Consider the following 15,757-nt stretch of genomic DNA (forward strand, 5'->3'; position numbering starts at 1 on the left):
TTTAACATTCAATCTTATCTTTGGACTCCGGCTCTTTTTAGAAACCGTCGTTCGATAAGGAATAGTGCAAAGCCTGTGCCATCGTGATTTACGGACTTTTTGTCATGGATATTATGTCAAATTTTCATTTTTTGTTTCGTCATATGACAAATATTTTCAATTTCAAGTACGTTTTTGTGATAATAATTGTAGCTTTATGGCTGTTTAAATAGGTATGTACTTAATAAATACATTATGCATAGATCAAATAATAATTACAATTGGGCTAGAACAATATTTGTTGTAGCGTTGGTCGTTGGCCTTGGATGGATGTCTTCTCCGGTAATGGCACACGGCACGGAAGTGTGTTTGGCAGATGGTGATACTACCGTACATGTGGTTGCAGATGTACAGCCGGAGTTTAACGGTAATCTGAATCAATGGCTCGGGGAGAATATCATGTACCCGGAAGAGGCTCAACAGGAGCGTATCGAGGGTAAAGTGTTCGTGACTTTCACGGTAGAAAAAGACGGGGCAATATCTCATGTTACCGTCGTGCGTTCGGCTCACCCGATTCTGGACGCGGAGGCTGTGCGCGTGATCCAAAGTATGCCGAAATGGAAACCCGCCATGATGAACGGTGAAGCGGTACGTTTTTCCAAGACTTTGCCGATCACGTTTAAATTGGCAGAGGAACAATTGACTTACGAGCAATACCTGAAGAATCTGGAAGAGGAGCAAGAGCTGCTGAAACAAGGCAATCAATTAACGCCGGAGGAACAGGCAGCCCGCGTAGAGGCTTTCAAAAAACAGTTGGGAGATGATGCCACGCTTTACAAATTGTTGCTGGAAAAGAGTCAGGCTATCAAAGGCGAGATCGACAGTGTGGTGAAAGCTCAAACCAAAGTATTGAAGTTGAAAAAGACGGATGTAAAAGAATTGACAAAAATATACGAGAACGAGATTGACGCGAAGATCAAATTGATCGAAAGTCTGGGAACAGATGATTTTGTCAATAAATTTGTATCTTCCGAGATAAAGATGAGACAACTCGAGATGGACAAGATGTTGCAGATAAAAGATTTATTGAAAGATCGTTTTAAACTCTATTTCGAGAATTATATTTTGCTGCAATAAAATAATTGTATGATATCTATAGTCGGGGTTGTTCAGGAATTCTTTTCGGACAACCCCGAATTGTTTTAAGATGATAAGACTGTTGAATGTTAAGGTGGGGATATGATTTATTTTATTATCTTTGGGGTAGTAATGGTGAATTATGGGTTTATCAGATAAAGATATTTTGAATTCCATTCGGAAGGATAAGACTGCCGGAATACAACAATTGTTTGTCCGGTATTATCGTCCTTTGGTTTTATTCGCCGATGAATTTCTTAAAGATCGCTTGGAGGCGGAAGATGTGGTACAGGAGTTGTTTGTCAAATTATGGGAGGATGATCATTTGATGCGGGTAACCGATGTGTCCTTAGCCTCTTATCTGTTTTCTGCTGTGAGAAACAGGGCGATCTCTTGTCTGCAGAAGAAAGATGTCTTACGAGGTAGGCGTGAGTTGGAGGGAGTGGAAATTTCTGTTGAGGTTGCCGCGGATATTGATGAAGAACGTATGGAAGTCGTGATGCGGGAGGTAGACCGATTACCGGAAAGAACCCGTCAGGTGGTGGAGTGTGTGATGCTGCGAGGGCGAAAGTACAAGGAAACGGCGGAAGAATTGAATATATCCATTAATACTGTGAAATTCTTGTTGAAAGAAGGAACAAAGCGTTTGCGGGAGCGGATTGCCTCCATGGGCCCGGAGATTTTGCTCCATATTGTTTGTTGGTTCAGAAAATAATAAGCGAGAATATTTTTCGAAAAAAGTTTGGAAATGACCTACCCGTTTTTTTGATTTTTCAGTCTTACTGATAAAAGAAAAAATGATGAAGTTACCAGAAGAGATATATGAACTTGTTTTAGCCCGATTAGCCGGGGAAATTGATGCGGAGAGCAGGGTGAGATTGCAGGCATGGTTGGACGAGAGCGAGCGGAATCGGGAATTATACCGGGAGTTTTGTGCTTTATGGTATGCCGGTAGATGGGGAAATTTGCGGGGTAGCGTGAATCGGGACAAAGGCTGGGAGAATGTGTTGCTCCGTCGGAATCGAAACAGAATTCGGTATATATGGTCACGGGCGGCAGTTGCGGCAGTTGTATTTTTTGTGGTCGGTTTTGTCGGGTGGTATTGGTCCAATGATGAGAGAAATATACAGGTGGTCGAGAATATGCAGGCGTGGGGGAACACGGATATTAAATTGATTCTTTCTTCGGGTGAAGAGGTAAATTTGCGGGAGATAGGTAAAGGAGAGATTACGGATGAAGGTATGGTTATCCGTTCCGATTCGGCATCTCTTGATTATACCAGACAGACGGAAGCCGTTACGGGATATAACGAGTTGATTGTCCCGAAATGCGGGGAGTATCGATTACGTTTGCCGGACGGTAGTTCGGTAGTATTGAATGCGGAATCGAGGTTGCGTTTCTCTTTGAACTTTACGGGAGAGGTGCGGGAAGTATTTCTTGATGGGGAAGCTTGTTTTGAAGTGGCAAAAGATACGCTACGACCTTTTATCGTTCACACGACAAAAGCTGATGTACGGGTGTTGGGGACATTGTTTAATGTATCTGCTTATTCGGAAGAAACGAGTACGGAGGTTACTCTGGTAAATGGATCCGTGCAAGTTGATGCGGGTGATAGCCGGGAGCGTCTGCAACCCGATCAGCAGTTGATTTTGGATAACCAAACTTTACGGACACGAGTGCGGGTAGTGGATGCAGGAACTTATATCGCGTGGACAGACGGGTTATTCCGTTTTGATGCCATGTCTTTAGAACAATTGATGTCTAGATTGAGCCGCTGGTTTGATATATCTTATGAATTTAAGGACGAATCATTAAAAAAAGTACGCTTTACGGGAGGATTCCGAAAGTATGATGATATTAACCGTATCATGAGTATGATAGGGGAAATTACGAATGTTTCATTTAAAATAACGGATAATAAAATTGTAATAAATAAAAAGTAGAAAAGAAAATCGGGTAACGCTTGCAACATTACCCGATATTATCTCCCTCGGTAAAGGGAGTGTAATTTATAAAACTTAAAAACAAATGTATGAAAAAAAGTCGAAAGTATCGACCTGTCTTTTTAAAAAACAGGTGGAATAAAATCTGTACGATTATGAAGTTGACATTGTTTATGTGTATTTTTTTCGTGTTAGCCTCTTACGGGAGTAGTTTATCCCAACAGAAGGTGAATATGAATCTGGGGAAAACCACAATTAAAGAGGCTTTAACAGAATTCCAGCGGGTAACGAATATGATCGTGATCTATAGCGATGATAATTTCGAAACGACTCGTGAGGTGGTGGCAAATTTTAAAAACGTGGACTTAGATGCATTTTTGACAACATTATTGAAGGGAAGCGGGATGGCGTATAAGTTGATGGAGGATTATATTTTAATCGTGCCGTCAAAAATCACGGTGGCCGATTCGTTGAATCAATTGAAGAAATACGTCGTCCGGGGTGTGGTAAAGGACGTAAAAGGAGTGACAATGCCCGGGGTGACTGTTTTGATCAAGGGAACGAAAGTGGGGGTTGCCACGGATGTTGACGGTAAATTTGAATTGACAACCACGGATTCGAGTAATCTTGTACTTGTGTTCTCGTTTATCGGGATGAAAACTACGGAAGTTAAATATTCCGGGCAAAAGTCTATGAACGTGACTATGCTGGAAGACGTGGGCGAGTTGGAAGACGTGGTCGTGACGGGGTATGCCAACGTGAAAAAGTCCAGTTTCACGGGAAATTCCATTCGGGTAAGTCGGGATCAATTGATGAACGTGTCGAATCGGAACGTAATTGATGCTTTGCAAGTATTTGATCCGTCATTACGTCTTATGAAGAATAACATCATGGGTTCAGACCCGAATACGTTACCGGAGTTTTACGTGCGGGGGCAATCCGGTATCGGCGTGAAAGAATTGGACAAGGATGTGTCGCAGACTTCCCTGCAGAATAACCCGAATGCTCCGATTTTTATTATGGACGGTTTTGAGGTAAGCGTGGAGAAGATTTATGATTTCGATATGAATCGGGTGGCGAGTATGACGATATTGAAAGATGCGGCGGCGACGGCAATTTATGGATCTCGTGCGGCAAACGGGGTGATCGTGATTGAAACGATAGCGCCGGAACCCGGACGTTTGAAAGTGGCGTATAATTTTACGGCGACGGTGACGGCTCCGGACTTATCCGATTATAATTTGATGAATGCACGGGAGAAACTGGAAGCAGAAATCGCGGCAGGATTCTTTACTCCGGCAGCGGATGCCACTTCCTCGACTCGGAATATGTTGGAAAGGGAAAGATTGTTAAAACAAAGCCGTATAGACCGGGGAGTCAACACTTATTGGTTATCACAACCGTTGCAGACGGAGTTTAATCATAAACATAGTTTGTATATTGACGGAGGTTCTCAAGACGTTCGTGTCGGAATCGATTTGCGTTATGATGCTCAAGGGGGTGTTATGAAAGGCTCTTCCCGTGATAAGATTGGGGCGGGATTTTACGTGGATTACCGGATGAAAAAGTTACAAATCAAGAATTACGTGACCTTTAATCAGGTAAAAGCAAATATATCCCCTTATGGTAATTTTCAGGATTATGCCGAGAAATTGCCTTATGATTTGTACAAGGATGAAAATGGTAATTACGTGAGATTGTTACAACAGGAGTACGGTAAAGGATGGCATGGCAATCCCGGTAATTTGGAAAATCCGTTGTACGAGGCTAAAGTGTTGTCGAATTTCAAACGGAACGGTTATCAGGAATATGCTGACGAGTTGAGTTTGAATTGGTATATAACAGATCGTTTGCAGTTTAAGGGACAATTTAAAATATCACAATATAATTCAAATTCAAAGGATTTTATCGATCCGTTGTCCGGTAAATATGCCGTGAATACGGCTCTCCCCGGCGAATTGACTATTGCCGAGGCGAAACGTACACAGGTGAGTTCGAACATTTTTGTCAATTATGTGGCTTCTATCGGTATGCATCAGATTAATAGCTCTTTGGGAATTAACACGATAGAAAATAATGCCAGAAACTCTACCAGCTATTATAAAGGCTTTCCTTCCGGACATTTGAATTCTCCTGAATATGCGGCAGAGTCACCCAAGAAACCTACATTCTCGGACAATCATACCCGATTATTCGGGGCATTCTTCTCCGTGAATTACACGTATAACGATATTTATCTTTTTGACGGTTCATGTCGCTTGGATGGTTCATCCGAGTTTGGAGCCGACAAAAAATATGCCCCTTTCTGGTCGGCAGGTGCGGGAATAAATATTCACAATTACGATTTTATGCGGGAACATTCGATTTTCAGCCAGTTGAAGCTGAGGGCGACTTACGGTTCCACGGGTAAGACCAATTTCCCGCAGTACGCGGCAAAAAACAGTTACGATTTATTGTCAGACTGGTATGAAACCGGAAGCGGTGTGATTATCACTCAATACGGGAACAATAATTTGACATGGGAAGTGACTAATACCGTTGATTTGGGGGTAGACTTGGGATTTTTGCAAGATAGATTCACACTGAAGTTCGCTTGGTACAACAAACTATCGAAAGATCTGATTACGACTGTCACCGTGCCAACCTCGACGGGATTCTCTTCTTACATGGATAACATGGGAGAGGTGAGAAACCGGGGTTTTGAATTGGATATTCGTGCCGAGTTGGTAAAACGGGATGATTTGTTGGTCATCTTCTGGGGAAATATGGCCCACAACAAGAATCGGATTATGAAAATATCCGAATCATTGAAAGCGTATAATGAGCGTGTAAATGAAGAGTTTGCTAAATATGAACAACAAGGATTGGTGAACCAACAGGATGAAAAGTACGCTAAACCCGTGTTGCAATATGTTGAAGGCGGTTCCTTAACTTCTATTTTCGGGATGCGCTCGTTGGGAATTAACCCGTCCGACGGGGAAGAAATCTTTTTAAGAAGCAACGGTAGTATCAGCTACGCGTGGAAAGCACAGGATCAGCAGATTATCGGGAATACCGAACCTAAAGCGCAGGGAGCGTTCGGGTTGAACGTACAATACCGCAATCTGTCCATGTTTGCCAGCTTTATGTATGAATTCGGGGGAGATGAATACAACCAGACTTTGGTAACTAAGGTCGAAGGAGTAGATTTGAAAAATAAAAATGCGGATCGACGGGTGTTGAAAGATCGTTGGCAGAATCCGGGAGATAAAGTGAAGTTCAAAAAGATTCAGGAGAACAACGTGATGACTCGTCCGACATCAAGATTTGTCCAAAAGTACAATAACTTGAAATTCAATTCTCTGACTATCGCTTATGATTTTGATAGGGCTTTGTTGCAAAAGATAGGTTTGAGTACTTTGCGCGCACAGTTTAGCATGAAGGATGTTTTGAATATTTCCAGTGTAAAACAGGAGAGGGGATTGTCTTATCCTTTTGCCCGGACGTTCGATTTTAGTTTGAATCTAAGTTTTTAAACATATAGGTTATGAAAAGATATAGATATATAGGTACGATAGTGCTGGCTATGATGATGTTTACTTCTTGTAACCAGTGGTTGGATATAGATCCGAAAGACAAAATCGTGGATGAAAATGTGTTTAGCGATTACCGGGGATTTCGTAATTCGTTGAACGGTATTTATCAGGAGATGGCCTCTCCCGCCCTTTACGGGAGGGAATTGAGCTGGGGGATGGCGAGTGCTTTGGGACAGGATTATGCTGCCAACGAATCCGGTGTTGTGTATCAAGAGGTACAAAAATACAATTACGAGAATGCTTCAGTGAAGAGTGTTATTGCTAATATCTGGTCAAAATCTTATAACATTATCGCGAATTGTAATAAATTAATCGAGGAAATCGAAAAACAAGATTCTTCCTTTTTTCCGCAGGGTGCGGCTGAAAAGGATTTGATCCTCGGTGAGGCTCTTGCCGTACGCGCAATGTTACATTTTGACATCTTGCGTTTGTTTGCTCCGGCACCGATAACGGGTGATGGGGGAGAATATATTCCCTACCGGAAAACTTATACCGTGACGCACGAGTCAAAAGTGACAAATGCAGTTGCTTTGAAAAATATCACGGAAGATTTACTACGTGCGAAAGATTTGGTAGCTAAAAATGATACGATACTGAACCGGAGTATGTTATTGACTAATAACGATAATCGTTTTATTAACGGTTATTCGGCAGAGGGTGGTTTATTCTTTTGTTCCAGAGGTGTACGTCTTAATTATGTCGCTATAACCGGATTACTTGCCCGGGTATATTTGTATGCGAATGATAAAACGAGCGCCCAGAAATACGCGGAGATTATTTATAACAACTATGCTCCCAAGGCCGGGGAAACTCGCCCGTGGGGCTTCACCTCTTCCGGTAGTGTCTATCCTTCCGGTAAACCGGAAAGCTCCGTGAAGTTGATTGACGATTTACTATTTGCGTTGTATGACGATCGGTTGGCGAGTAAAGTAGAAGAGTATAAAACCGAACATGCTACTTCGTTATATTTGAACGGCATAAAAGACTTGTTTACTAGAGAGTTGGATTTGGACGATTACCGGATGAACCTCATAGAGAGTAGCAGCAACAAAGAAACGATTGTAAAATGGAATGATATCGGCTCCACGAAAACTGCTAATCAACGGCAGTACAAATTTATCCCTATGCTTCGTTTGAGCGAGATATATTATATTTTGAGCGAGTGTTACGCTGCGAACGGGTTCCCGGCAGAAGCCGAGGAAGTATTAAAGGAAGTACGGTTTGCCCGGGATGCCAAACGTGTGGTGACGGGAGCACCGTCTGAAGAGTTCACGAAAGCATTGATCTGGGAAGGACGTAAAGAGTTTTTAACAGAGGGGCAAACCTTCTTTATGTTCAAACGACTGAACAGGCCAATCACTGTGGGTGCCAGTACGATTACGGCTGATTTTGTATTGCCGCGACCGGATTCGGAAGATATTTATTAATGTAAAAAATGAAGTTATGAAATATATTATATATTCGGTACTGCTTGTTTTATGTTTTTCAGCGTGCGAGAAACAGGAGATCAAACCTTACGGGCAGGAGCATTATATACAATTTACGAGTTTGTACACGGATACGGTGAATTTCTCCTTTTTCTTTTCGGTAGAGGATGAGGTTGCTATCCCGTTGGAGGTGAAATTAGTGGGGGATATGTTATCGTCCGATACCCCCTTCCGCTTACAGGTGAATCAAGAAGAAAGTACGGCTCCTGCCGCACTTTATGAACTTCCGGAAACGGTGCTTTTCTCCAAAGGGCAAACAAAAGATACGATCTCGGTTCACGTGAAACGTAGTGGTATCGCTGCCGGAGATCAGAATGTCTACGTGTTGGTATTGGATATTGTGAATGGAGAGCAATTATTAGTCGGCGAGGCAAATTACTCCCGACGGGCGATCAAAATATCGAATGTAGTGGGAAAACCTGCTTGGTGGGATAGTGATGTCGATAAAACTTTGGGTACTTACACGTTGAAAAAATTCAATAAATTTAAAGAGGTGACCCAAATCGGAGATCTGACCGGTTGGACGTGGAACGCGAAACGTATCATTGCCCTGCAATTTAAAAACTATCTGCGGCAATATGAGCCGGATTACACGGATGAGAACGGTTCTATCATGTGGAAAAATCTTCCGGTATTAGGTTCGTAACCGGGTAATGAAAATGATGTATTAATTGTAAAAAATATATCCATGAAGATAAATGCAATAATATTATTTCTTTGTAGTCTATTCCTGTACGCTTGTTACGAGGATAAAGGAGATTACGACTATGCCCCGATTGACGAGGTAACAGTAGACTTTGATTTGACATCGTATGGTGTGGCAATCGGAGAGGAGATAGAAATAAAACCGACATTGGAATTTAAAAATCCGGCAGATTCGGTCAATTTCAGTTATGAATGGTTGATTAGCGGTAAACTTTACGCTACAACACGCGATTTAAAATATACCGGGGAAGAATTGGGTTCAAATTTCACGATGTTCACGGTAATTAATAACCGAACAAAGGTTCGCACGATAAAAGAAATTCTTATACAGGTATCCTCTCCTTATAATATATCGGGTGCTCCGGGTTGGTTCGTTTTGTCGGATAAAGAGGGTGAATCCGTGTTGCACATGGTTTCTTCCAAATATGTAGACGGGGCTTATCAGTATATTGCCCGTCGGGATATTTATAATGGTGGAGGCGAAGAATTGGGACGGGAACCGGTGAAGTTAATTTATCATGCTCCTTATTACAGTTTCCCGGAATTGTTGGTCATTCAGCGAGGAGGGCAAAAATCAGTGGAGTTGGATGTAAATTCCATGGCTCGTGTTATTCGCAATGATGAAGAATTCTTTAATGGACAACCTCCGGTTGATTTTGTTCCTCAGGATGCCTATTACGGGATGTGGGCGGATATTTTATTAGGAGAAGACGGGAAGTTGTATTCCCGACCTATCGCCGAGTACGAGAAATTACATCGGGACCCCTTCAACAATAATCCGATGCTGGTTGATCCGAAAAAAGAATCACGAATCAAGGCTTTAGGAGTTGCTCCGGCTTTTGCGAATGAAGTTGTGGTATACGACGAGTTGAACAATCGTTTACTGTGTATCGGAACAGATTTCAGGTATGGCGGTGACGTACAAGAGATGCCGACGGCTTCTTACCCGGTGCAATATACCCCGTTGAATGATATGGGGAATAAAGAATTGATATACTTGGGCGTGGGCGATCCGATGAACTTTAACATGATCGTGAAAGACCCGTCCGATGGCAAATACTATTTTCAGCGTTTTATGTTGCAGTACATGGCGTGGAATAATACCTTTATGTTATCTCCCGGGAAGGCTCATAAGGAGTTGGGATGCGCAAGTTATTTTACCTCGCGGACACAGATTGTGGTATTCCGGGATGGAAATTATATCTTCTTCACGGGTGGAGCCGCGAACAACGAGTTATATCGTCATGATACCCGTACTAATGTCACCGTTTTGGTAAAAGGCTATGAGGATACGTCTATTCAATTACTTCGTTTGCCTAATGTAATGGCCGGAGAATCTACGCTGGGTGTGGTATTTACCAATGGAGATGTGGTTTCGTTGGATATGTCTTCGGCAAATATTAATGCTAATATCTACGAAGAGTTGTTCCGTCATAATTTCGGAAACGTCGTGGATGTCGTGGCCAAATAAAATATTTTTTCAAGGTTTATAAAGTCCGTCACTCGAGAGTACGGCTTTATAAGCCTTTATAATGTCAACAGGGCATGCAAATGTGCTGATGGGATACTTATGTAAGAATGTTCTATAAAATAAATCACGTAATTGTATGAAAAACAAAACTTTATTATTCTTGCTGCTATTAATGTTGCCTTTCGTGGGTGAAGCTAAAAGCAAGAAAAAGAAACAAGTGCCGGAGGTAAAAAAAGAAACTGCTTACCGGAAATTTTTTAAAGGTAAAAAGTGCGAAACCCGACAGGGGTTATTCACACTTCATAAAATGGATGGAAAAATCTATTTCGAACTCCCGGTGAACTTGTTGGGACGGGATATGTTATTAGGTTCTACTGTAAGCGAGATTACAGATAATCAGTTCGCTAACGTGGGAGAGAAACCTTTTGCTCCCCAGCACGTGATATTCACGAGAGTGGATTCCACCATAAATCTATGTCTGGTAAACACGGACTACGTGTCGGAAGACGCACGGATTGCCGAACGTATACGGATTAGTAAGCAACCGGCTATTCTTGCCAGACTTCCTATCAAGGTGTATTCGGAAGACAGCACGGCAATAGTCGTGGATATGACGGATTTCCTGTTGGAAGACAAGGAACAGATGAACCCATTCTCCCCGTATGCTATTGCCTTGGGACAAAGAAAGGTAGAGAAAGAATTCAAAAAGAATAATTCCTTTATCGGGGAGATCAAGGCATTCGAGGACAACGTGAGCGTACGTTCTTCTTTGAGCTATCTGGTCAGTTTACGGGATCAGCAATACTATTATTTATACAAGGTACCCTTCACGGCGGTGATGACTCGCAGCTTTGTGTTATTGCCGGAGAGAGAGCAGGCTATGCGTCCTCGGGTGGCCGATCCTCGGATAAATATATTTTTTCAGTATCAATCGGAATTCACGAGTGAGCCTCGCGGGATGAATCCCTTGTTTTATGCCAACCGTTGGCGGGTAGAGCCGAGCGACGAGGCTGCCTACCGGAGAGGTGAACTTGTTGAACCCAAGAAACCGATTGTGTTTTACGTGGATAACGCGTTTCCCGAGAGCTGGAGAAAATACATCAAAGCGGGAGTGGAAGAGTGGAATGCCGCTTTTGAACGAATCGGGTTTAAGAATGTTGTACGGGCAGTCGATTTCCCGACAGACGATCCTGAATTTGATCCGGATAATTTGAAATACTCTTGCGTGCGTTACTCTCCTTCTTGGGTGGCTAACGCCATGGGACCTTCTTGGACGGATCCTAGAACCGGTGAGATAGTGAATGCTTCGGTATACGTGTATCATAACTTGCTGCAACTCGTGCAGAATTGGCGATTCGTTCAGACTGCCCAAGCGGATCCGGATGTGCGAACGATAACGATGCCCGAGGAACTGGCTGGGGAATGTATCCGTTACGTGATTGCTCACGAGGTGGGGCACTGTCTTGGGTTTATGCACAATATGTCAGCTTCGGCGGCTATACCCGTTGATTCCTTGCGTTCCCCTTCGTTTACAAAAGAACACGGTACCACTTATTCGATCATGGACTATGCCCGAAATAATTATGTCGCTCAACCCGGCGACAAGGAACGGGGAGTGAAATTGACACCGCCCCGTCTAGGCGTGTACGATTATTTCTCCGTGAAATGGCTTTATTCCCCCTTGTTGGACGCCAAGAGTTCAAAAGAAGAGGTTCCTGTTTTGGATCGTTGGATTAGCGAGAAATCGGGAGATCCGGTTTATCGGTACGGGAAACAGCAGTTTATGTGGCGTATCGATCCGAGTTGCTACGAGGAGGATCTCGGGGATGACGCGATACAAGCCGCTACATACGGGGTGAAAAACTTGAAATATATTCTCGGTAATTTGAATCAGTGGCTCGGTGGTGAGGATCGGGATTACGCGTTCCGCAAACAGATGTATAACGAGATATTATACCAGTACCTGCGATACATGAATCACGTGATGGCTAATATCGGGGGGATTTACTTGTATGAGCGGTACGATGGTGATCAGGTGCCCGGTTACGCATCGGTACCCAAGGAGAAACAAAAACGTGCAACTCGCTTTATCTTGCAACAATTGAAAGATATGGCTTGGTTGGACAATGAAGAATTGTTGAAAGGATTCGAATTGAGAAGTAATATTTCGACAACCTTGGAAGATCGGGTATTTAAAGGATTAATGGGGTGCCTGCGTGTAGTTGGAATATCCGCCGAGAAAGCGGGAAAGGATGCTTATACCCGGGCAGAATTTTTGAATGATGTGACAGACTTCGTGTGGCAGCCGACTCGTCAGAACAAATCTTTGACAAACGTGGAGAAAAAATTGCAAATACGCCTCTTGTCACATTTGATCACGACTGCCGGGATAGCCAATAAAACCATGAACGGCGGTACTTTGGGAATCGCTTCGGCAGAACGGATGATTGAGATTCCGGAGTGTATAAAAGCACAAAGTCGTGCAACGTATGGGGTACTCCCGGAAGAGATTATGGGGGTCTTCTCGAATCGTTCTGTGGAACATCAGGCGCAACGTGAGATGAATCCGGCGGAAGTCATGGGCTTCGGGTTTTACGTAACCATTAGTGACGTCATGGAACCGATGGATCATATCTATTACGAGAAGTTGAAACAAGCTCAATCTTTGATAAGACAAAAAGCGAGTACCGGAAATGAAGATACGCGAAGACACTACCGGTTACTGCTTTATAAGATCGGGCAGGCGTTGAATAATTAATACAAAAAGATATGATGAAAAGTTTGATCTATATATTATTGTTGTTACTACTCGTCGGTGCGGGGACACAAGAGGCTTGGGCAAGAAAAAAGAAAAAGCATGCAACGGCGGAAACTGTAAAAACAGAACAAACGCCTTATCAAAAATTATTTCAAGGCAAGAAAGTGAGCACCTCGAAAGGATTGATGACCGTGCACACGATGGATGGCAAGGCTTACGTGGAATTTCCTTTACATTTGTTGGGAAAGGATTTATTGTACACGACGTCAATTCGGGACATCAGTGATAACGGGGAAGGCATCGTGGGACAGTTCGGGGATAACGGGTGTGTTTTCCGGTTCACGAAAGAGGATTCGTTAATTTATGCCCGCTTGGTGATAGTTGATGAACCGGTAAACAATAGTGGAGAAGTAACACTGTCTGCGGCGATTGAAAAATCAAAGATGCCGGGAATTTTCTCGAGTTTCAAAATCGAGGCTTACACCCCGGACAGCAGTGCCGTGGTGCTTGAAATGTCGAAATTTTTTGTTGAACATATTGCCTATGCCAGCCCGTTTCCCGGGATGGCTGGTAATTCCATGTTAGGTTTCGTGCACCGGGATCACAAGATAGACTTGACTCAATCCCGTTTCCGGGAGATAAAAGCCACTCCCTCCACCGTGTTGGCAACTTGTGATTTACTTTATAAGGTAGATTACTATATGCTTGGAAACTTGAATCGAAGAGGTGTTCCCGTGAACTTGACCGTGAATAAAATGTTATCCGTTTTGCCCGCAAAACCGATGGCAGTCCGTTTTGCAGATCCGCGGATAGGAGTCGCTTTCGAGCATAAGTCCGGCATCCCGGGCAAGTTCGAGGGGATGAAATCCATGTATTACACCCGTAGATGGCGTCTGGAGCCGGTCGATAGCGTGGCATATGCCCGCGGCGAGATGGTAGAACCGCGAAAACCGATTGTTCTTTACATGGACACGTTGATTCCGGCAGCATGGCGTCCGTACGTGAAGGCGGGAGCCGAGGCATGGAATGTCGCTTTCGAGAAAATAGGGTTTAAGAACGTGATACGGGTAAAGGAATTCCCGAAGAATGACCCTGAATTTGACGCGAATGACATTACAAACTCCGTGATTCGTTTCTCTCCTTCTTGGATGTACGATTTACAAAATTCGATGGTAACGGATCCCCGGACAGGCGAAATATTGAATGCTTCTATATACATTCATCACAACGCGTTAGGTGTATTGCAGAGGGAAAGAACTTTGGCTACGATGGCATCCGATCCTTCTGTACGGCGTGCGCAATTCACGGACGAGCAAATCGGGAGGTTAATCCATGCGAACCTCATGCAGTACATGGGGTTGAACTTGGGATTGTTACCTAATTTTGCGGCCTCTCGGGCGTATCCCGTTGATTCTTTGCGTTCCGCTTCATTTACCCGGCAATACGGGTTAGCGGCATCCGTGATGGATCATTTGAGATATAATTTTATCGCGCAACCGGAAGACGTGGAGAAAGGAGTTTTGTTAGACCCGACCGTTTTAGGTCCTTATGATTATTATGTCATTCGTTGGCTGTATCAACCGATAGCCGGGGTAAAATCCCCGAGTCAGGAAGAGGTCGTGTTAGACGGTTGGATTAACGAGAAGTCGGGAGATCCCCGTTATCGTTATTCCCTCATGCAATACCCGATGTTTTCTTTCGACCCCTCCGTGGCTGTGGGGGATTTAGGAGATGATCCGGTGAAAGCCATGGAATATTATAAGAAAAACCTGAAACGTTATGCCGGGAATTTCTATGATTGGTACACGGAAAATGATCGCGATCTATCCTATCGTGCTTTGCTTTTAGGGCGTATCGGGTTTCTGTATAGTGGCAAGTTGGGAAATGTGATTAATTATATCGGGGGAATATACATGAACGATGTGAAAGTCGGTGATGGAAAACCTGCCTATCATGTGGTGCCTAGGGAAACACAAAAAGAAATCGTGAAATACGTTATCGCGCAGATGAAAGATATCGATTGGTTGTACAATCCCGCCATTTCGGAAAAATTCCAAATCGGAACGGATATTCGTGTCAGTCGGGCGGCAATCATCGGGTCGTTACTAGGGAGAATCAATCGTTTGGCTGTATGCGTGGAACGGGACCCGGATGCTTACTCCCCGGAGGAGTTGGTGGATGACGTGTACCGGGAAGTGTGGAAAGGTACGATTGCCGGACGGCAATTGACCCGGGAAGAAATCATGATACAGCAGAGTCTGTTAGGTTCTATCGCTGTAACTTCTCAAGCTGGAGCACCCGCGGGAACATTCGAAACGGCTAAGGCAATAGGAATAGAGAGGGTAAACAAAACCCCGGAAGAAATATTGGCATTCTTGAATGATTCCGGTTTATTGGAAAACTGGCAATACAACCGAGAGCCGGAAAACGGGGAAAAACTCGGTTTCTTCCCGATGTGGCCGGGTATACAGGCAAATCGCTACTCCAGTGCGGCATTGTTCTATGATATGCTTTTAAGAACTCGTGACCTTATCCGGGGGACAGTCGGGAATGCCAAAGGAGAAACTAAAAAGCATTATGAATTCATGCTCTATAAAATTGATAAAATGTTGACGAATAAATAGTGTTTTAGATTTTTAATGCGTGGAAGGGACTGTCTAACAATAAAATGTTGGCAGTCCTCTTTTTTTCTTTTCCTATAT

The 15,757-nt window shown here is 43.5% G+C and carries 9 protein-coding genes; all 9 read left to right on the forward strand.

From position 1 onward, the window contains the following. Positions 1–234 precede the first annotated feature (234 nt). The 9 genes from L0M98_RS17965 (at position 235) to L0M98_RS18005 (ending at position 15,679) form a co-directional block, all read left to right on the forward strand. Entirely contained in the window at positions 235–1,116 is an 882-nt protein-coding gene (locus tag L0M98_RS17965) for an energy transducer TonB (RefSeq protein WP_227217061.1), read from the forward strand. A 142-nt stretch (positions 1,117–1,258) separates the two neighbouring features. Beyond that, the gene (locus L0M98_RS17970) at positions 1,259–1,831 is read left to right on the forward strand and encodes a sigma-70 family RNA polymerase sigma factor (RefSeq protein ID WP_227217060.1); all 573 of its coding nucleotides are present in this window, start codon (positions 1,259–1,261) and stop codon (positions 1,829–1,831) included. Positions 1,832–1,913: 82 nt separating this feature from the next. Further along, entirely contained in the window at positions 1,914–3,059 is a 1,146-nt protein-coding gene (locus L0M98_RS17975; protein WP_227217059.1) for a FecR family protein, read from the forward strand. A 155-nt stretch (positions 3,060–3,214) separates the two neighbouring features. Continuing rightward, on the forward strand, positions 3,215–6,574 hold the full coding sequence (locus tag L0M98_RS17980) for a SusC/RagA family TonB-linked outer membrane protein (protein ID WP_227217058.1): 3,360 nt from the start codon (positions 3,215–3,217) through the stop codon (positions 6,572–6,574). Positions 6,575–6,585: 11 nt separating this feature from the next. Beyond that, on the forward strand, positions 6,586–8,061 hold the full coding sequence (locus L0M98_RS17985) for a RagB/SusD family nutrient uptake outer membrane protein (protein WP_227217057.1): 1,476 nt from the start codon (positions 6,586–6,588) through the stop codon (positions 8,059–8,061). Positions 8,062–8,077: 16 nt separating this feature from the next. Next, positions 8,078–8,767, forward strand: a complete 690-nt coding sequence (locus L0M98_RS17990; protein ID WP_227217056.1) for a DUF4843 domain-containing protein — start codon at positions 8,078–8,080, stop codon at positions 8,765–8,767. Positions 8,768–8,809: 42 nt separating this feature from the next. Continuing rightward, entirely contained in the window at positions 8,810–10,297 is a 1,488-nt protein-coding gene (locus L0M98_RS17995; protein ID WP_227217055.1) for a PKD-like family lipoprotein, read from the forward strand. 136 nt (positions 10,298–10,433) lie between these two features. Further along, the gene (locus L0M98_RS18000; RefSeq protein WP_227217054.1) at positions 10,434–13,055 is read left to right on the forward strand and encodes a zinc-dependent metalloprotease; all 2,622 of its coding nucleotides are present in this window, start codon (positions 10,434–10,436) and stop codon (positions 13,053–13,055) included. Positions 13,056–13,066: 11 nt separating this feature from the next. After that, positions 13,067–15,679 carry a zinc-dependent metalloprotease gene (locus tag L0M98_RS18005; RefSeq protein ID WP_227217053.1) on the forward strand — a complete coding sequence of 871 codons (2,613 nt, stop codon included), beginning with the start codon at positions 13,067–13,069 and terminating at the stop codon, positions 15,677–15,679. Positions 15,680–15,757: the final 78 nt, after the last annotated feature.

The sequence above is a fragment of the Butyricimonas sp. DFI.6.44 genome, from assembly GCF_022132345.1.
Taxonomy (GTDB): Bacteria; Bacteroidota; Bacteroidia; order Bacteroidales; family Marinifilaceae; genus Butyricimonas; species Butyricimonas muris.